Source organism: Micromonospora sp. DT43, assembly GCF_049841645.1.
Classification (GTDB): domain Bacteria; phylum Actinomycetota; class Actinomycetes; order Mycobacteriales; family Micromonosporaceae; genus Micromonospora.
On record NZ_JBNCKR010000012.1, the window covers coordinates 222,064 to 240,540 of the forward strand.

The following is an 18,477-nucleotide window of genomic DNA, read 5'->3' on the forward strand; positions in this document are numbered from 1 at the left end:
CCGTCGGTTAGACCGATGTGGCCCGACCGGGCAGATGGTCGGGCGTCGGGGTGGTCGGTGCGGTGTCCGGGCGGTGCAGGGCGGGTGCCCAGACGAGCAGGGCCAGCGGGTACAGCAGGTACCCGAATCGGGTGGACGGCATCAGGGCGATCGCGGCGAGTAGCCCGTACCCGCTGATCAGCGCGATGGCGGCGGCGGTGCCCGGCGGGCGGAGGGCGAGTCGGACGGCGATTGCCGCTCCGGCCGCGACCAGGAGGGTGGCGGCGATCAGCCGGCCACCGGGCAGCATGGTGGCGATCAGGTGACCGGGGAACGGGGACTGCGCGGGGCTGGTGACCAGGCCGTGGCCGAGCGGGAAGCGCAGCACGTTCTCGGTCAGCGCGTCGCGGTCGACGAGCAGGGCCGGAAGTAGGGCGGCGATGGGCAACCCGATAGCGCCGGCCGCGACCCGGGTGCCGGCTCGCCGGGTCAGACCCCACACGATCAGGACCAGGGCGACCGGCCAGGCGAACAGCTTCAGCGCGCCGGCCAGCCCGACCGCGAGGCCGGCCCGGCCGGGCCGGCCGGCGGCGGCGAGTGCGAGAGCCAGCAGGCAGAGCGCGAGTACGGGCATGTCGTCGCCGCCGGTGGCGAGGGTGAGGGCGCAGATCGGCAGGACGGTGGCGGCCTGCACGCCCCGCAGTAGCGCTGGGTCGAACCGGTGTTCCCCCAGCGGACGCCCGCCGATGGTGCCGAGCGTGCGCAGGGCGGACACGGCCAGGGCGAGCGCCAGCGCGGTGCCTACCGCGAACCACACCCGTGCGTCGGTCCACCAGGTGTCGGCGAGTGCCCTGGGCAGGCCGAACAGCGCCATGCCCGGTTGGTACGGCGTGTATCCGAGAAGTTGTTCCCCGGCGGGAAGGGCGGCGATCGCGTCTCGGCCGAGGTACGGCGTGCCGTGCTCCAGCAGGCGGATGCCGGCCTGCTCGACGACCAGTACCTCCTCCTGTGCGCGGTCGGTGCGTCCGGTGGCCCGCTCGACGCTCTGCCAGAGCACGGGGAGCAGCGCGGTGCTCGCCCACGCGAAACCGGTCACCGCCCAGCGTGCCGGTAGGCCGGCCAGTCGGGACGCCGGGCTGCGCCGACGCAGGAGGAGTTGGACGATCACCGCCAGCGTGGCGGCCAGGTAGCCGGCGGCTGCGACCGTACCCCAGGCGCGGTGTGGCAGCAGGGTCGACGTGATCGCGGTGATCGCCGCGAAGAGGGTCGAGACGGCGTAGAGGCCCAGGTCGAGGGCGAGGCCGCCGGCGGCGGTGTCGAGCGTCCGCCAGCGGCGGCGGGCGGTCGGGGCGTCGGCGATCACGGGCGTCAGTCTGGCAGACGTCGCTGCTCACCCGGTTGTCCGCGGGACTCCGGTCGGCCTCGGTCACACCGGCGGTGACTGCTTGCCGTGTCGGTGTTCGTGTGAGCGGCGGCGGTGCCGGCCCGGGCGGCGTGCGCGGTCAGGCGGGGAGGTGGGGAAGGCGGTCGGGGCGGGAGCGGCCGGCCTGGCGGCGGGTCTGGCTCAATCGGATCACCGCGCCGGTGTCGTGCAGCGGCGGTGCCAGGGTGCCGGGGTGGCCGCCCGACCCGCGCTGCAACGTGGCGAGCAGGGTGCCGGCGGGCATCGGCCGGGCGAACAGGTGGCCCTGGCCGGCAACGCAGCCCAGCTCCCAGAGGGCGCGTCGCTGCGGCTCGCTCTCCACGCCCTCGGCGACCACCGTCAGGTTGAGGCTGCGGCCCAGGTCGAGGGTGGAGCGGATGACTGCCGCGGCCTCGGCGGAGCTTCCCATGGTCGTCACGAAACTGCGGTCGATCTTCAGTTCGTGCACGGGGATCCGGGAGAGCAGGGAGAGGGATGAGTAGCCGGTGCCGAAGTCGTCCAGCGCCAACCGGACACCCTCGTCGCGCAGCCGGCTGAGTACCCGGTCGACCACGTCGAGTTGGCTGAGCGTCAACGTCTCGGTCAGCTCCAGCACCAGCCGGTCCGGCGGTAGGTCGTGGGCGCGCAGCCGGGCCAGCACCGAGCCCGGGAAGCGTGCGTCGAGCAGACTGCGTGGCGACACGTTTACCGCGACCGGTACGTCGAAGCCGGCCTCGCGCCAGTTGACCGCGGCGATCAGCGCCTGGTCGAGGATCGCCTCGGCGAAGGCCGGCAGCATTCCCGAACGCTCCACCGCCTCCAGGAAGCGCAGCGGATCGATCAGCCCGTGCGTGGGGTGGTGCCAACGGGCCAGTGCCTCCGCGCTTGTCACCTCGCCGGTGCCCAGGTCGACGATCGGTTGGAAGTTGACGATGAACTCGTGGTCGGCCACGGCACGCGGCAGGTCACCGCCGAGGGTGAGACGACCCAGGTCTGCAGTGTCCCGGGTCGGGGCGTACGTGGAGATCCGCTGCCCGGCCCGCTTCGCCTGGTACATGGCCACGTCCGCGCGACGCAGCAGCTCGGCCATGCCGCCGCTCGCCGGCGCGACGGAGATCCCGCCGCTGGCCTCGACGCTGATACGCATGCCGTCCAGCTCGAACGGCTCGTGCAGGGCGGCGAGCAGCGTCTCGGCCCGGTGCGCGGCCACCGCGGGGGCCGGTAGACCGCGCAGGAGTACGGCGAACTCGTCACCGCCGAGGCGCGCCACCAGATCGCTGGGCTGGGCGGCGTCTCGCAGCCGATCGGCGACCTGGACCAGCACCTGGTCGCCAGCGGCGTGGCCGAGGGTGTCGTTGACCTCCTTGAAGTGGTTGAGGTCGATCAACACCAGTGCGGTCACCCCGTCCGCGTGCCGGGCACTCAGCTGCTCGGTGCCCTGGTCGAGCAGCTGCCGTCGGTTCGCGAGGTCGGTGAGCGCGTCGTGCGTGGCGGCGTACGCGTGCTCGTCGGCCACGCGGGCAAGTTCGGCGTACGCCTGGGCGTTGCGAACGGCCGTGCAGAGCGCCGAGGCGAAGGTGCGCAGCGTGTACTGCTCCCGCTCGGAGAGCTGCACCGGCCCGCGGAAGCGCAATCGCAGGATGCCGATGTCGACGGAGCGGTCGTGGCCTTCCAGCGGGGTGGGCACGACGGTGCCGTCTACCTCGGTGGACGTGCCGCTCGGTCCATCGAAGGTGATGCCGGCGGTCCCGCCGCGAACGGTGCGCCCGCCGTCGCGCAGCTCGATCTCGACCTCGTCGGCGGAGAACAGCTCGGCGGCCTGGGTGACGGCGGTGGTCAGCACGTTGTCCAGGTCGACCACGTTGAGCGCGTCGGTGGTGCGGGCGAGCCGCTGCCACGCCTGCTGCTCGGTGCGGCCCCGGATCCGTGCGGAGTAGGCCAGGTGCAGGCTCAACATCAGTGGCGGGACGGCAAGCAGCAGTCGGGGATCTTCGCGGAGGATGAGCAGCGTGCAGACAGCAACGACGAATCGCACGCCGAAGCCGGCGATCCGCAGGTCAAGGTTGTTCAGGAATTGACGGGACACCCGCGTGCCGGTGGCGAGAGCGATCACCGGGATGGCCAGCAGATCGTCGAGCAGTGCCGCGACCAGGTAGATCGCCCCGAGCAGAGTGGCCAGCTCGAGCACGCCGGTAAACGGCCACTGCCAGGGGATGGCCAACGTGGTGAGGCCCGCCCCGCCGGCCACCAGAATGTTCTTGCTGACTCCGAAGGCCGCCTTGATCATCGGCAGCTTCATGATGGCTGATGCGATACCGACGCCAGCCCCGGTCGCCAGTACCACCCAGGCGGGTGGTGCCACGGCAAGCCCTATCACGATCGCCGTCTCGACCCAGGTGATGCCGTGTGTGGTCGAGCGAATTCGGATAGGTGCCATGACGATCGTGCCAAGCGCAGTCATGAAGGTCAGCGCTACGAATGTCGCACCGTCGCCTACCGAGACGGGGCGACGGGTCAACACGTTGGCCCCAGCGATGACTGTGGGAACAATTGCCATGACGACGATGAGACCGACGAGCAGCAGAAGCGACCGATCTGCCCGGGGACTCTGCGGTGACACCTGGCTCATGAAGCTCCTGTCGTCGCCCACAGTTACCTGTTGACGACAGGAGCTTACCGCTCAGTGCTACTTCGATGTCAGAACCAGTCGCTGCCGCGCATTGCATGCTCCCTCCACTCGTCCGGCCGTTTCCGTATTCCGGATCCGTTCTCGTGATGGGAGCCTAAGAGGAGTTAGGCAGTTTTAGTAGCGATAAATGTCGGTATACGCAACATTAGCCAAGCCAGCGGCCTTTGTGACGGTCTGTCCATGCCACCTGAGCGGAGCGCGGTCGTGCTGCACTGGCGATCCGCAGCTTGCGCGCTGCGGAGAGGCTATCGGCGTTGTCGCCTCCTCCCTAGTGTGGCCAGGATGTGCGCCTGGCCTCATCCGTCAGTTTGGGCTCAGGGTCAATCCGGTCGGACAGAATCTGCTCTCCGTCGCCTGGTCCGTGTGGATTTGGGGTGTCTCGTTGGGGGGTTGGCCTGCATTCTGACCACCGTTAACCTTCCCCAGTGTGATCAGCTAGACACCGATAGACGCGAATTCGGAGGGCCGGTGGAGATCAACCTGCTGGGTGGCCTGGAGGTGCTGCTTGCCGACCACAAGTTGCACCTGGGTACGCCCAAACAACGGGTAATCTTCGCGATGCTCGCGGTCCAGCCAGGCCAGTTGGTGACGTTGTCCGGCCTCATAGACGAGCTGTGGGCCGACCGTCCTCCGCGTTCCGCTGTGGCGAATGTGCGGACCTATGCGGCCAATCTTCGCCGGGAGTTCGAGACGTTAGCGCTCGCGGACGCGACTCTCGTGCGGCAGGGGAACGGCTATCGCCTCGCCTTGCGGCCGGATGTGATCGACGTCTTCCGCTTCCAGGACGAGCTTTACGCTGGCCGGGATGCTCTGGGCGCTGGCGACCTGTCGCGTGCGTCGGAACTGCTGGGCCGCGCTTTGGTGCGGTGGCAGGGTCCCATGCTCGCCGGCATCCCGCTTGGGCCCGTCCTGACGGCTCGAACCGTCGCTGCGGAGGAGGAGCGTCTTCTGGCCGTGGAACTCCTCGCCGAGGTTCATCTGCGATCCGGGCGGGATGATCTCGCAATTCCGTCACTGCGCGCGGTGACTGCCCTTCATCCGCTCCGAGAGCCGACATACCTCCTTCTCATGCGGGCCCTGCACGAGCGCGGTGACAACGCGGAGGCGCTTGTCGCGTACGACGAGATTCGCAGGCATCTGATGACGGAGCTGGGGGTGCGCCCGGGGGCCAACCTCGAGAAGTTGCGGCGCAGGATCCTCACCGAGGCGCCGAGCCGGAAACCCGTCGTCACCGGCCTGAGCAAAGGCAGGGCTGGGCGCCTTGCTGGGTCCCCACCAGGACCGGCGGGTGACCCGACGACGAAGCAGATGCCCACAGTCGCAGCGGTGGATCATCTGCCTCGTTCGGTCACCGACTTCGTTGGTCGGGAGGCCGTCGTGGCCAGGCTGTTGGCGGAGACGCGGCGTGTCGAGGATCGCGTACCGGCCGTGCACGTCATCGACGGAATGGCCGGCAGCGGCAAGACAACACTTGCCGTGCACCTGGCCCGCCGGCTGAGCGACCGGTACCCGGATGCCCGTTTGTACGTCGACCTGCGGGGGCATGGCGAGAAGGACCTGATTGGACCGGCGTCGGCTCTTGTCGTCCTGCTTCGCCAGCTTGGGGTGCCGCCTGAGCGGGTGCCGGTTGACCTCGACGACAGGACGGAACTCTGGCGACGCGAACTGGCCCGCCGGAGGTCGGTGATCATTCTGGACAACGCCGCCAGCAGCGACCAGATCCTGCCGCTTCTGCCGATCGAGCCCACCGCCGTCGTGCTGGTGACGTCTCGACGCCGACTCACCCACCCGGACCTCGGCGCGTCGCAGTCCCTGCCGGTCATGTCGTCCGGGGAGGGCGTCGACCTGTTGGCCGCGAGTGTGGGGCGGGAACGGGTCGACGCCGAGCCGGAAGCAGCGGTCGAGGTGGTCCGGCGGTGCGGCCATCTTCCCCTGGCGATTCGGCTGGCCGGCGCCCGGCTGGCGCACCGACGTGGTTGGCGGTTGGCGGATCTCGCGGCACAGATGGCCGGCGCGGCGTCGGTTCTCCCTCATCTGGCCGGGGAGAACAGCACAGTCACCGGTGTGTTCGCCGCCTCCTACGAACCTCTCCCCGAGTCGACCAAGCGGGTCTTTCGCTTTCTGGGTCTGTACCCCGGTAGCCGGTTCAGCCCAACGGCGGTCGCGGCACTGACCGGGCTGACGGTGGCGGAAGCTCACGCGGCTCTCGACGACCTCACCGACAGGCACCTGGTGGAGGATCTGAACTCCAGGCAATACGGATTGCACGACCTCATGCGCCAGTACTCCGTCGAGCTATGCCTGTACGTCGATTCGGCGCAGGACCGCAGGTCAGCCCTGGCCCAACTGCTCGACTTCACCCTGGCAGCGGCACTGCGGATTGCTGAGATTATCGAGCCCGTTGTCATCGAAAGCCAGGTCAGTCATCTCCCGTTCGGTCGGCCTGAATTGCTGGAGGCTCTTGGCGAGCCGAGCGCCGAGTGGTTGGAAGCCGAGCGGGCGGACCTGGTGACGATGGTGGCGTCGGCACATGTGGCGGGCTTCCACGAGCACGCCTGGCGGCTGGCTCGTGCCCTGTGGCGATTCTGCTACATCCGCGGATACTTCGAGGACATCATCGTGACCCACCAGCAGGGGCTGGCAGCGGCAGAGGCGACGGGCAACGCCGAGTCGACGGCGCTGATGCAGAACTACCTGGCCTCCGCTTACGTCCGGACCGGCGACAACCGGGAAGCCCTGAAACACCTGACCCGCGCGGTCGAGCTTTCCAAGGAATCCCGGGACGTGCTGAACACGGCTCGCTACCAGGCCAATCTTGCCCCGGTCCACTACTGGAGCGGCAATCTGACCGAGGCGGTGGCACTCGGTATGGAACATCTGCGTGACTACCGGGGCTACGGCAACGCAGGAGCGCCGAACGCGTTACCGAACGTTGGTATCGCCCTCACGTCACTGGGCCGTTACGAAGAGGCGTTATGGATTCACCGGCGTCACCTGGCCTGGGCCCGAACCAACTCGAACGAGTTCCACGTGCTCAACGCTCTCAGCCATATCGGATCGGTACGCACCCGAATGGGAGATTTCCATCAGGCGATCAGGATCCTCAGGGCCTCGCTGGCGCTTCGGGACCGCACCGGCCACCGCTACGGCGAGGCAGAGGTACGCCTCGACCTTGGCATCGCCTACCGCGGTCTTGGTCGCTTGGCGGAGGCCAAGCAGGAGCACGAGTTGGCTCGGACCCTCGCGGTCGGTTCGGGCGAGCGGCATGTCGAGGCCGCGGCGTTGAACGAACTGGGCCGCACGCTGCGGGCACGCGGGCGGGACCGTACGGCAGCCGAGATGCACCGCGAGGCCCTGCGGTTGGCGACGCGGATCGCACACCCGCACGAGCAGGGGCGTGCACTGGCGGGCCTCGCGGAGCATTTCAAGGCCATCGACCCGGCCGAGGCCCGGCGGCACTGGGAGCGGGCGTTGGCGATCTTCCGTCGGATGGGCGTACCGGAACGCCTCGATGTCGAGCGCCGCCTCGCCGAACTGGGTGCCAGTGTCGTCGATGCGGGGTGCTGACCTGCGCGAACGTCGCTTATCGATTTCTTATCGCCGAGCCCGATAGCTTCTGGAGCGTATCGGCGAACGGGGGAGGTTCTGCCCGTGGGCAGAACCGGGTCGTCGACACGCGCCCGCCGCCAGGTCCCCCCAGCGACTTCGGCGGCGGGTCCGGCGAGGAAAGGGGCGCGGCCCGGTGAGCGCTGTCGCACCCGGCGAGTGCCGGGCCGCGCCCCTTCCGAGCCCCTGTGCGTCGTACCGCACCGATAGGCTCACGGCCGTGACCGAACCCGCGCAGCTCAGCCACGTCGACCGTGCCGGCGCGGCCCGCATGGTCGATGTCTCCGCGAAGGCGGTGACCGGGCGACTGGCCGTCGCGTCCGGCCGTCTGCGCACCACGCCCGAGGTCGTCGACCTGCTGCACCGCGACGGGTTGCCCAAGGGTGACGCGCTGGCCGTCGGCCGGCTCGCCGGCATCATGGGGGCCAAGCGCACTCCGGACCTGATCCCGCTCTGCCACCCGATCGCCCTGCACGGTGTCACAGTCGACCTGCGGCTGACCGAGGACACGGTGGAGATCACCGCCACTGCCCGCACGGCGGACCGGACGGGGGTCGAGATGGAGGCGCTCACCGCTGTCGCGGTCGCCGGCCTGGCCCTTATCGACATGGTCAAGGCGGTTGATCCGGCGGCCTCGGTGGAGGCGGTCCGGGTGCTGCGCAAGGAGGGCGGCAAGACCGGCGAGTGGGTCCGGCCGGAGGATCGGCAGTGATCCGGGCCCGCGTGATCGTCGCGTCCAACCGGGCCGCGGCCGGCGTCTACGCCGACACCAGCGGTCCGCTGCTCGTCGCCGGCCTGCGCGAGTGGGGCTGTCAGGTCGACGAGCCGGTGGTGGTGCCCGACGGCGAGCCGGTCGGCGCCGCCCTGCGCGCCGCCCTCAGCGACGGCGTCGACGTGGTGCTGACCAGCGGCGGCACCGGGGTCACCCCGTCCGACCGGACGCCGGACGTGACCAGGGCCCTGCTGGACTACGAGATTCCCGGCATCGCCGAGGCGATCCGGTCGCACAGTCGCGAGCGGGTGCCCACCTCGGTCCTGTCCCGGGGCCTGGCCGGGGTGGCCGGCCGGATGCTTGTCGTCAACCTGCCCGGCTCGACAGGTGGCGCCCGGGACGGGTTGGCCGTGCTCGGGCCGATTCTCGGGCACACCGTCGACCAGCTTCGCGGCGGCGACCACTGACCGGTCCGCGTCGACGACCACCGCCGGTCCGCGCCCAGGCCCGGCGGACGTCGGTCCGTCCCGATAGGCTCGGTCGGTGAGCACGGAAACCGCACCAACCGCGGACCGGGTCGCCGCGCCCCCGCCGGCAGGGTGGGAGGAGGCGCGGTCCCGGGTGTACGCGGTGGGGCTGGCCGCCGCGCTGCCCGCCGTCGCCCGTCCGCTTGTCGACACCGACGGGCTGACCCTGGCCGAGCCGCTGACCACCCGCACCGACCTGCCCGCCTTCCCCACCTCCAGCGTGGACGGCTGGGCGGTGCGCGGCACCGGGCCGTGGCGCGTCGTCGGGCGGGTGCTGGCCGGCAACACCCCCACACCACTCGCCGAGGACGGCACGACAGTCGAGATCGCGACCGGGGCCATGGTGCCCGTGGGCACCACCGCCGTGCTGCGCATCGAGGAGTCCACCGTCGCCGATGGTCTGGTCAGCGGCACTCCCCGGCCGACCCCGGAGTGGCGGCAGCCGGGCGAGGAGGCGTACGCCGATGAGGAGCTTCTGCCGGTCGGCACGCCTGTCGACCCGGCGGTGATCGGCCTGGCCGCCTCCTGCGGGCACGACACGCTGCGGGTCCGGCGGGCGCCGCGCGCCGCGCTGCTGATCTTCGGCGACGAGTTGCTCACGGCCGGCCCGCCCGGTGCGGGCCGTGTGCGCGACGCGCTGGGTCCGGCGGTGCCCGCGTGGCTGCGCCGGTACGGCTGCCACGTCCGCCCGTCGGACGTGGTGGGCCCGGTGGCCGACACGCTGCCCGCGCACGTGGCGGCGGTGCGCGCGGCGCTGACGAACGCCGACCTGGTCTGCACCACCGGCGGCACGATGCACGGCCCGGTCGACCACCTGCATCCGACCCTGGAGGCGTTGGGCGCGGACTACGTGGTCAACACGGTGGCGGTCCGACCGGGCTTCCCGATGTTGCTCGCCCGGCTGGCCGATCACGACGGCCGGGTCCGCTTCGTCGCCGGCCTGCCGGGCAACCCACAGTCCGCCATCGTCGCGCTGGTGTCACTCGTCGCGCCGCTGCTCGCCGGGCTCCAGGGTCGTTCGATGCCTATGTTGCCCCACGCCACGCTTGCCGAAGCGGTGCCGGGGCGCGGCGACCACACCCACCTGGCGCTTGTCCGTCTGGACCGGGCCGCCGGTACGGCGCACCCGGTTCGGCACGTCGGTTCGGCGATGCTGCGTGGCCTCGCGAGCGCCGACGGGTTCGCCGTCATCCGACCGGGCACCAACGGCGCGCAGGGTGACCGCGTGCCGATCGTGCCGTTGCCGCTGCTGTCCGGGGAGCGGGCGTCGTGACCGCGCCGACGATCACCGTCGTCGAGGTCACCGACCAGCCCCTCGACCTCGCCGCGCACGAAGCTGCCGTCGCCGACCGGCGGGCCGGCGCGGTCGTCTCCTTCCAGGGCGTCGTCCGCGACCACGACCACGGGCGTCCGGTGGTGAGCCTGGAGTACGAGGGGCACCCGAGCGCCGCACAGGTGCTGCGTGAGGTGGCCGCCGAGATCGCCGCCGATCCCGACGTCTACGCGGTGGCGGTCTCACACCGGGTCGGGCCGCTGGCAATCGGGGACGTTGCGCTGGTCGCCGCGGTGAGCACGGCCCATCGCGCCGCGGCCTTCGCGGCCTGTGCCCGGCTGGTCGACGAGGCCAAGGCCCGGTTGCCGATCTGGAAGCGCCAGGTCTTCGCCGACGGCGGCGAGGAATGGGTCAACTGCCCCTGACCGTTCAGCGGCGGCCGTTGACCACCACGGCCCGGGCGAGCCGCTCGCCGTAGAACGCCGGCTCGGCGCCGGGGCGCCAGGGCAGCGCCGCGACCAGCACGATCAGGGCGAGGGCCAGCGAGTTCTCCATGAGCGCCCCGAACAGACCGTCCTGGTAGTGCGACACCTCCGGCAGTTGGTGCTCGTACGGCCAGATGGGGGAGATCAGGAAGAGCAGATAGAGGCCGATGGCGGCGACGCCGTGTCGGAACCCGGTAAGCGTGGGATACCAGATCGGCGGGCGAAGACCGGTGAGCCCGCTCAGGCCACCGGATGTCGCGCCCTGACCGGTTCGCTGCGCCAGACCCCTGCTCGCCTCCCGTCGACGGACGGCGGCGTCGGCCAGCACGATGATCGCCGGGATCACCCACACGAGGTGGTGCGTCCAGGAGATCGGGCTGATCACGTTGGCGGTCAGACCGATCAGGGTGAACGCTGTCAGCTCGTCACCGTCGGCGCGTGAACTGGCCGCCCGGGACAGGCCCACCGCCAGGATGAGCACCGAGAAGGCGAGCCAGAGCAACCCGGGAGTCTCGATCGAGTCGTACAGCCGGGCCAGCAGGCCGGCGAGCGACTGGTTCGGCGTCATGTCGGCCGCGCCGACCCGTTCGGTCTGCCAGAGCACGCTGCCGAAGTACGTGCGCGACTCGTCGCCGACGATCACGAAGGTCCCGATTGTCACGCCGACCGCGGTGCCGATCGCGGTGGCAGCCACCCGCCACTGACGGGTGATCAGCAGGTAGGCGATGAACAACGCCGGGGTGAGCTTGACCGCCGTGGCCAGGCCGATTCCTGCGCCCGCCCAGGCGCCACCGTAGACGAAACGCAGCAGCGGGCCGTCGGTCGCGGCGTAGTGGGTGCCCCGGCGCGAGCGCCAGCGCAGCCCGATCAGATCCGCCATGATCAGCGCGAACAGCAACAGGTTGACCTGGCCGTAGCCCAACGTCTCCCGGCTGGGCTCGATGGCGAGCGCGAGTGGCACCGCCAGCGCCACGGTGAACCACAGTGGCCAACCCAACCGGTCCACGATGGGGCGGAGCAGGCCGGCCAGCACCAGTGCCAACGCCGCGATGCTGGCGAGGGCGTTGATGATTCCCGCTGCGACGATCGGCAGTTGCGCCATGGGCAGCATCATGAGCCCGGCGAACGGCGGGTAGGTGAAGCCGAGGGTGGTGCCGGGCGCGATGAACTCGTAGAGCTCGTGACCGCTCGCCCACCACACCACCGCACCATGGTAGATCTTCATATCGAAGAAGTTGTACGGTCGCCCGAACTCACCGATGGCGAGCCATGCGGCATAGGCGACGGCGGCCACGATGGCGCCCCGTACGACGTTCCTGCGATCGATCCCCCGCGTCATGCGTTGAACTGGGGCGAGGCGGTCCGCCCGTCTACCGACAGTCGTCGGCATGGCGTGGCCACCCCCGTACCAAGGTCGTCCTACCCGTCCAGGTCCTGCACGGAGCCTAGAACGGTGCCTCACGTCAGTGCCTCCCGCGTTATGCGACCGTGTCCGATCCCACACATGTTTTTGACATTTCCACCGCGTTAACGCCTACCGGGTGGTTCAGGTAATTCGCGGCCTTAGCGGGGGGTGGGGGTGACGCCGAAGCGTATCGAGGCAGGTCAGCCGGGGAGTCGACGCGCGGTGGCCGCCGAGCGAACAGCGATCCGGGCCTCGCGGCGGGCGGTGCGGACGGCGCGCTGCATGGAACGTCGAGAGTGGCCGATGCGGTGGCCCGTACGCCAGCGGATGCCCGGCTTGCCGCCGGTGTCGGCGGCGGCGAGCAGGAGGCCGCCGAAGAGCCCGAGGTTCTTCAGGGTGTGGATCTCGTTGTTGTTCTTGGCGATGGGGTCGTCGTTCTTCCAGAACGGATGCCCGGCGACGGTCACCGGCACCAGCGTGCCGGCGAGGACCAGCGCGGCGGGCCGACTGAACCGTCCGGTGGCCAGCAGAAGACCGGCGCCGACCTGCACCGCCGCGTTGAGCCGGATCAACGTCTCGGTCTCCGTGGGGAAGCTCGGGTGCGCCTTCTTGAGCATCGGCGCGACCTTGTCGGTCACCGGCTTGGCGGTCTCCGCCAGTCGGTGCGGGTTGCGGAGGTTGCGGTACCCGCTGACCACGAAGATGCCGCTCAGCATGGCGCGGGCAAGGGAGCGTACGGGCGTCATGGATCAGTCATACCCCGTCGCGGCGTTTGCTACCCCGGCAACCGCCGGATCCGGATCGGTCGGTGTGCACGTTCGCCACGCCGATTCGAGCGACCATCGCTGATGGACGGCCCGTCACGGGTAACGTCGCGCGGATGACGACGCTGCGGCTCCGCCCCGAAGGCCCGGCCGACGCCGGGCCGGTGCGTCGGGTCATGGCCTCGGCGTTCGCTCGTCCGGACGTGCAGACGCCGCCGGAGGTCGGGCTGGTCGACGACCTGCGCGGCACCGACGCCTGGCTGCCCGAGTTGGCCATGATCGCCGAGTACGGCGGCGAGGTCGTCGGATACGCGCTGCTCACCCGGGTGCGGGTCCGACCCGATCGCGGTGCTGTCGCGCCGGCCCTGGCGCTCGGGCCGGTGGCGGTCGCGCCGCACCGACAGCGGGTCGGGCACGGCAGCGCGGTGGTGCAGGCCGCCCTGGACGCCGCCACCGAGCTGGGCGAGCGGCTGGTCGTGGTCCTCGGCGACCCGGCCTTCTATCGCCGTTTCGGGTTCGGGCCGGCCGCCGAGCTGGGTCTCACCAGCCCGTGGGCGGGGCTCGGGGAACCCTGGCAGGCGCTGGTCCTGCCGCCGTCCACCAGCGAGGAGGGGCCACCGCCGCGTGGCGAGGTGGTCTTCCCGCCGCCCTGGTCCAGGGTCTGACCGTCGGTTGGCGCGGCGCTCAGGTTGGCTGGGTACGCAGGTACCGGCCGAAGTGCGGAACGGTGAAGGCCACCGTGCCCCGCTCGCCCGAGTAGATGAGCCCCTTCTTGATCAGCGCGTCGCGGGCCGGGGAGAGGCTCGCCGGCTTCCGGCCGAGGGCGCGGGCGATCTCTGCGGTGGGCACCGCGGCGTCCATGTCGTCGCGGACCGCCCCGCCGGACTCGCCCTCCACCAGGGACAACGTGGCCATCACCCGCATGTACTCGCGCTCGGCCGGGGTGGCCCGCTCGAACCGGGAGCCGAAGAAGCCGACCGCCAGCTCGGCCTCGGCCTCGGGGGCGGCGACCCGGACGTCGGCGGCGGTGATCGGTGACCGTGGCGCGTGGTCCCAGGTCGCCTTCCCGTACGCCTGGACGAAGTACGGGTAGCCGCCGGACTTGTCGTAGAGCAGGTCGAGTGCCTTCTGCTCGTACTCCACCTCCTCGCGTTCGGCCGGCGCGCAGAGCGCCTGGTCGGCGGCGATCCGGTCCAGCCGGTCGATGCGCTGGTAACGGAAGAGCCGCTCCGAGTACGACTTGGCGGCGCTGAGCACGGCCGGTAGATGCGGCAGACCGGCGCCGACGACGATCAGCGGCGCACCGATCTGGGACAGCTCGTGGCAGGCCGCGCAGAGCGCCGAGACGTCCTCCGGCCCCACGTCCTGCATCTCGTCGATGAAGACGGCGATGCCGGTGCCCACGTCGCTGGCCACAGCGGCGGCGTCGCTGAACAGCTCCACCAGGTCGATCTCGATGTCGCCGGAGTCGGCCCGGCCGGTGGCCGCTGGCACGTCGATGCCGGGTTGCCAGCGGTCGCGCAGCTTCGACGGCGCCCCGGCGCGGCCGGTCGGCGCGGATCGCTGGGCGAACGCCTTGAGCACCCCGAGGAAGGCGTCGATCCGATCCGGGGCGCGGTGCCGGGGTGCGAGTTCGCGGACCGCCATGTGCAACGCGGCGGCGACCGGGCGGCGCAGTGACTGGTCCGGACGGGCCTCGATCTTGCCGCTGCCCCAGAGTCGATTGATGGCCTGGGAACGCAGGGTGTTGAGCAGGACGGTCTTGCCGACGCCGCGCAGGCCGGTGAGCATGAGGCTGCGCTCGGGCCGCCCCCGGGCGATGCGCTCCAGCACGATGTCGAAGACGTCCAGCTCCCGCCCCCGCCCCGCGAGTTCGGGCGGGCGCTGGCCGGCGCCCGGGGCGTACGGATTGCGGACCGGATCCACGCATCGCACAATATCGGGCCCTCTAGCTGCGAAGCTAGATATGGATAGATGAGGCTACCGGCGTGTTGAGGCCGTCGAGACAAAACTAGGGCTGTCTAGCGTCCACGCTAGACAGCCCTAGTTTGTGGAAGCGACTACCGCTTCTTCAGGCACAGCACGTAGTCGAGCACGTCGATCGTGTTGTCGTGCACATAGTTCGCGGTCGCCTGCGGTGCGAGCGTCTTGCACCGGTCCCCGTCGGCGGTCGCCGGGATGCGCAGCAGCACCTGGTACGTGTTCGGGCCGCACGGCACCTTGCGCAGGTCCGCGCTGTCCTCGCTGCCGTCGTTGACCACGCAGTCCCCCTTGGCGAACTCCTCCTCGTCCGGGGACGGCAGGTTGGGGCTCGGAAGGTCGCTCGGTAGGACCGGCGGGACGACTGGTGCGCTCACCGACGGGGCGGGTGCGGCGGAGTCACTGTCGCTGTCGGCGACCCTCCACAGCGCCCAGCCCACGATGCCGAGGCAGGGGCAGACCAGGAGCAGGACCACCAGCACGACGATGAGGGCGATCTTCCCGCCGCTCCTCTTCGCCGGCGGGGCCGGTGGCATCCCGTACCCGCCGGGCGACGGTGGGGCGGGTGGCATCCCGTACCCGCCGGTTGGCGGTGGGGCCCACGGCGCCGGCTGGCCGGGAGCGGGCCCGGCGGGTGGGAAGGGCCCTGGCGGCGCATCCCACTGCGCGGGCTGCGCCGGGGGACCCCACTGCGCGGGCTGCGCCGGGGGACCCCACTGCGGCGGTTGCGGCGGTTGCGGAGGCGGCGGCCCCCACTGGGGGACCGTCTCATCGACAGGTGACGGGCCGTCCGGGCCGGTCGGCGGGCGTTGGTACGGGTCGTCCGGCTGCCCGGAACCCGATGGTCCGTAGGTCGTCATCTCATCCCCAGGGTTGGGTGGTCAGCGCTGCGTCAGGCATCAGCGCTGCTTCAGGCAGAGGACGAAGTCGAGGGTGTCCAGCTCGCTGTCGAAGAAGTACCAGTTGGTGTAGCCCGCCACCTTGGCGCATTTCGCCTCGGCGTCGCGTTCACCGCTTGTCGCGCCGTCGATCCGACGCAGCACCTCGTACGACTTCGGTGCGCAGCCGCTGATCAGCAGCTTGGGCTTGCCGCCGGCCGTCCCGTCGTTGCGCACACACTGGCCGACCTTCACGAACCGCGGATCGGCCGACGACTCCGGCGCGGCGGCGCTCGGCGCCGGCCCGACCGGCTCGGTCACGTCCGCGCTGGGCTCCCCGACACCTGCCGAACCGGTCGGCGCGGCCGCCGGGGTCGTCGGACCGTCGGAGCGGGCGAGGAACCAGTACGCGCCGCCCGCCACCGCCAGCAGCGCCACGACGGCCACCACCGCGATCAGCGGACCCCGCCCGCGCCTGCTCGGTGCCGGGGACGGGTCACCGCCGTAGGCGCCGCCGTCGGGTCGGTACGACTCCCCGCCGTACGGCGTGTTCACTTCGGCCGGCCGGTACGCGCCACCGTAGGGCGCCCCGGCCTCTCCGCCGTACCGTCCGCCCCCGTAGGGGGCACCGACGGGCTCAGCGCCATAGGGCGCACCGGTCTGACCAGAGCCGTAAGGTGTCCCGCGCTCGCCGTCGTACGAGGGCCCCCCGCCGTAGGGTCTCGCTGGCGAGTCGCCGTAGGACCCGGGGCGCTCCTGGGGCGCGGGCGGGTAGGACTGCACCGTCGGCGGGTAGGGCTCGGGGGCCGGCGGATAGGGCTGCTGTGGCGGCCGGCCGGGCGTCTCGTCGGGCCGCTGCCCACGCCACGGGCCTCGGAAGCCCTCCCCGGGTGGTCCGTAGTTCGTCATGCCGCCCTCCTGCACAAGTGGTGAGAGGCCGGCCACCAATGCGCGACGCGGACTCCGAGGCCACCGTAGCGTGGTCCACCGATGAGCTCATCCCCGCCGAGCGCCGCCGCCCTGTCCGGCCGCCGCGCCGCCGCCGCGCCAACCCTGGTCTGGACCGCGCTGATCGTGGTCTACCTGCTGTGGGGTTCCACCTATCTGGCGATCCGGGTCGCGGTGGAGACGCTGCCGTCGTTGCTGTCGGCCGCCCTGCGGTTCGCCGTCGCCGGCCTGGTGCTGGCGGTGGTGCTGCGGTTGCGCCGCGGGCCGGGCGCGCTCCGCGTGCGGCGTCGGCAGCTCGGTGCCGCCGCGCTGGTCGGGGTGCTCCTGCTCGCCGGTGGCAACGGCCTGGTGGTGCTCGCCGAGTCCGGGCCGCCCGGGGTGGCGTTGCCGTCCGGCATCGCGGCACTGCTGGTGGCGACCGTGCCGCTGCTCGTGGTCCTGCTGCGCTCCGCCACCGGTGACCGGCCCGGGGTCTGGACGTTCGCCGGGGTCACGCTCGGCTTCGTCGGGCTGGTCCTGCTGGTGCTGCCCGCCGGCAGCGCGGACGCCGTGCCGCTGGTCGGCGCGCTGACGGTGGTGGCGGGGGCCGTCGCGTGGTCGGTCGGGTCGTTCCTGTCCGGACGGATCGGGATGCCCGCCGACCCGTTCGTCGCGACGGTCTACGAGATGGTGGCCGGCGCGGTGGCGCTGGCAGTCGTCGCCGCCGGCCGGGGCGAGCTGCGCGAGTTCCACCCGACGACGGTCAGCACCCGGTCCTGGCTGGCGTTGGTCTACCTCATGGTGGCCGGCTCGCTGGTGGCCTTCACCGCGTACGTCTGGCTGCTGCAGAACGCGCCGATCTCGCTGGTCTCGACGTACGCGTACGTGAACCCGGCGGTCGCGGTGGCGCTCGGGGCACTGCTGGTGGCCGAGCCGATCACCCCGCAGGTGCTGCTCGGCGGGGCGGTCATCGTCGCCGGGGTGGCCCTGGTGGTGAGCACGGAACGCCCGCGCCGGAAAGGCGCGGGACCACGATCGGGGACCGCGTCGACGGCGGACCGGCGGTAACGTCCGGCCCATGTCGGCCGCTGGGCTGGCGCCGGCCGCGCTGCTGGGGGCGGTGGTCGGAATCGCCGTACCCCGGATTGCCCGGCGCTTCGGCAGTGCGCCGAGCCGGCCGGGGCCTCGGCGCGGCGGTTGGCTCAGCCCGGTGGTGGCGGCCGTGGTGTTCGCGGGGCTCGTCGGCGCCCGCGGTGACGACCCGGCGCTGCCGGTCCTTCTCGCGGTGGCGGCGGTGGGGCTGGTGCTGGCCGTGGTCGACCTGGCGTGCCTGCGGCTGCCCGACCCGCTGGTCGCGGTCGCCGGCATGCTGGCCCTCGGCGGCCTGACCGGGGCGGCGCTGCTGGCCGGCACCCCCGGGCGGTTGGGCGGCGCGCTTGTGGGCGCGGCTGTTTCCGGTGCGGCGCACGTGCTGCTGGCCCTGCTGCCGGGGTCCAGGCTGGGCTTCGGGGACGTGAAGCTCGCCGCGGTCCTCGGTCTGCCCCTCGGCTGGCTGGGTCGCGACGCCCTGCTGGCCGGGCTGCTCCTGCCGCATCTGCTGCACGGCGTCCTGGTCCTCGGCCTGCTAGCGGCCCGAAAGGTCCGCCGCGACACCCTGCTACCCCTAGGCCCCGCCCTGCTGGCGGGCGTGTGGCTAGCCACCCTCCTCCCCTGACCCCCCGCGCGCGGGCGTCCGACACCGCGTTGATCATGAAGTTATTGCCACGACACGCCGCTTGGGGTCAAGGGGTGAGTGCAATCGTTAGGCGGCGATGAGGTGGTCCAGGCGTTCGGCTGGGGTTGCCCAGTCG

15 protein-coding genes are annotated in these 18,477 nt (G+C 71.4%); 8 read left to right on the plus strand and 7 right to left on the minus strand.

Going from position 1 to position 18,477, the window contains the following annotated elements; genetic code table 11:
- Positions 1-7 precede the first annotated feature (7 nt).
- Together ACLQ26_RS25670 and ACLQ26_RS25675 are read right to left on the minus strand one after the other, a co-directional pair.
- Positions 8-1,342 (minus strand): glycosyltransferase family 87 protein, encoded by a 1,335-nt coding sequence (locus ACLQ26_RS25670; protein WP_425746852.1) that lies wholly within the window; start codon positions 1,340-1,342, stop codon positions 8-10.
- Between the two features lie 139 nt (positions 1,343-1,481).
- Entirely contained in the window at positions 1,482-4,010 is a 2,529-nt protein-coding gene (locus ACLQ26_RS25675; protein WP_425746853.1) for a putative bifunctional diguanylate cyclase/phosphodiesterase, read from the minus strand.
- Between the two features lie 528 nt (positions 4,011-4,538).
- Between ACLQ26_RS25675 and ACLQ26_RS25680 the strand changes: the two genes are divergently transcribed.
- From ACLQ26_RS25680 to ACLQ26_RS25700, 5 genes are all read left to right on the plus strand, one after another.
- A complete protein-coding gene (locus ACLQ26_RS25680) occupies positions 4,539-7,637 on the plus strand; it encodes an AfsR/SARP family transcriptional regulator (protein ID WP_425746854.1) in 3,099 nt (1,032 codons plus the stop codon).
- A 259-nt stretch (positions 7,638-7,896) separates the two neighbouring features.
- Entirely contained in the window at positions 7,897-8,388 is a 492-nt protein-coding gene (moaC, locus tag ACLQ26_RS25685; RefSeq protein WP_425746855.1) for a cyclic pyranopterin monophosphate synthase MoaC, read from the plus strand.
- On the plus strand, positions 8,385-8,855 hold the full coding sequence (locus ACLQ26_RS25690) for a MogA/MoaB family molybdenum cofactor biosynthesis protein (protein WP_363680750.1): 471 nt from the start codon (positions 8,385-8,387) through the stop codon (positions 8,853-8,855). Before moaC ends, ACLQ26_RS25690 begins: the two co-directional genes overlap by 4 nt.
- Positions 8,856-8,931: 76 nt before the next feature.
- On the plus strand, positions 8,932-10,188 hold the full coding sequence (locus tag ACLQ26_RS25695; protein WP_425746856.1) for a molybdopterin molybdotransferase MoeA: 1,257 nt from the start codon (positions 8,932-8,934) through the stop codon (positions 10,186-10,188).
- Complete coding sequence (locus tag ACLQ26_RS25700; protein WP_358139013.1) at positions 10,185-10,613, plus strand: molybdenum cofactor biosynthesis protein MoaE; 429 nt, start codon at positions 10,185-10,187, stop codon at positions 10,611-10,613. Before ACLQ26_RS25695 ends, ACLQ26_RS25700 begins: the two co-directional genes overlap by 4 nt.
- A gap of 4 nt (positions 10,614-10,617) precedes the next feature.
- Here ACLQ26_RS25700 and ACLQ26_RS25705 read toward each other — a convergent pair whose 3' ends face one another.
- The gene (locus tag ACLQ26_RS25705; RefSeq protein ID WP_425746857.1) at positions 10,618-12,063 is read right to left on the minus strand and encodes a glycosyltransferase 87 family protein; all 1,446 of its coding nucleotides are present in this window, start codon (positions 12,061-12,063) and stop codon (positions 10,618-10,620) included.
- Between the two features lie 215 nt (positions 12,064-12,278).
- Entirely contained in the window at positions 12,279-12,824 is a 546-nt protein-coding gene (locus ACLQ26_RS25710; protein ID WP_425746858.1) for a DoxX family protein, read from the minus strand.
- A gap of 134 nt (positions 12,825-12,958) precedes the next feature.
- On the opposite strand from ACLQ26_RS25710, the gene ACLQ26_RS25715 reads away from it, so the two are divergent.
- Positions 12,959-13,507, plus strand: coding sequence for a GNAT family N-acetyltransferase (locus tag ACLQ26_RS25715; protein WP_425746859.1), 549 nt, complete (start codon positions 12,959-12,961; stop codon positions 13,505-13,507).
- A 19-nt stretch (positions 13,508-13,526) separates the two neighbouring features.
- Here the strand turns inward: ACLQ26_RS25715 and ACLQ26_RS25720 are convergent, their stop codons facing one another.
- The 3 genes from ACLQ26_RS25720 to ACLQ26_RS25730 form a co-directional block, all read right to left on the minus strand.
- Entirely contained in the window at positions 13,527-14,768 is a 1,242-nt protein-coding gene (locus tag ACLQ26_RS25720; protein ID WP_425746860.1) for an AAA family ATPase, read from the minus strand.
- A 134-nt stretch (positions 14,769-14,902) separates the two neighbouring features.
- Positions 14,903-15,358, minus strand: coding sequence for an LppU/SCO3897 family protein (locus ACLQ26_RS25725; protein WP_425746872.1), 456 nt, complete (start codon positions 15,356-15,358; stop codon positions 14,903-14,905).
- 363 nt (positions 15,359-15,721) lie between these two features.
- Positions 15,722-16,255, minus strand: coding sequence for an LppU/SCO3897 family protein (locus ACLQ26_RS25730; protein WP_425746861.1), 534 nt, complete (start codon positions 16,253-16,255; stop codon positions 15,722-15,724).
- Between the two features lie 435 nt (positions 16,256-16,690).
- On the opposite strand from ACLQ26_RS25730, the gene ACLQ26_RS25735 reads away from it, so the two are divergent.
- Both ACLQ26_RS25735 and ACLQ26_RS25740 read left to right on the plus strand, forming a co-directional pair.
- The gene (locus ACLQ26_RS25735) at positions 16,691-17,695 is read left to right on the plus strand and encodes an EamA family transporter (protein WP_425746862.1); all 1,005 of its coding nucleotides are present in this window, start codon (positions 16,691-16,693) and stop codon (positions 17,693-17,695) included.
- A 10-nt stretch (positions 17,696-17,705) separates the two neighbouring features.
- Positions 17,706-18,341 carry a prepilin peptidase gene (locus ACLQ26_RS25740; protein ID WP_425746863.1) on the plus strand — a complete coding sequence of 212 codons (636 nt, stop codon included), beginning with the start codon at positions 17,706-17,708 and terminating at the stop codon, positions 18,339-18,341.
- Positions 18,342-18,477: the final 136 nt, after the last annotated feature.

What these genes read in the sequence shown, in the direction of transcription:
- ACLQ26_RS25715 (WP_425746859.1), top strand. Translation starts at nt 12,959, where the DNA reads ATGACGACGCTGCGGCTCCGCCCCGAAGGCCCGGCCGACGCCGGGCCG.
- ACLQ26_RS25735 (WP_425746862.1), top strand. Translation starts at nt 16,691, where the DNA reads ATGAGCTCATCCCCGCCGAGCGCCGCCGCCCTGTCCGGCCGCCGCGCC.
- ACLQ26_RS25725 (WP_425746872.1), bottom strand. Translation starts at nt 15,358, where the DNA reads ATGCCACCGGCCCCGCCGGCGAAGAGGAGCGGCGGGAAGATCGCCCTC.
- ACLQ26_RS25705 (WP_425746857.1), bottom strand. Translation starts at nt 12,063, where the DNA reads ATGCCGACGACTGTCGGTAGACGGGCGGACCGCCTCGCCCCAGTTCAA.
- ACLQ26_RS25740 (WP_425746863.1), top strand. Translation starts at nt 17,706, where the DNA reads ATGTCGGCCGCTGGGCTGGCGCCGGCCGCGCTGCTGGGGGCGGTGGTC.
- ACLQ26_RS25675 (WP_425746853.1), bottom strand. Translation starts at nt 4,010, where the DNA reads ATGAGCCAGGTGTCACCGCAGAGTCCCCGGGCAGATCGGTCGCTTCTG.
- ACLQ26_RS25710 (WP_425746858.1), bottom strand. Translation starts at nt 12,824, where the DNA reads ATGACGCCCGTACGCTCCCTTGCCCGCGCCATGCTGAGCGGCATCTTC.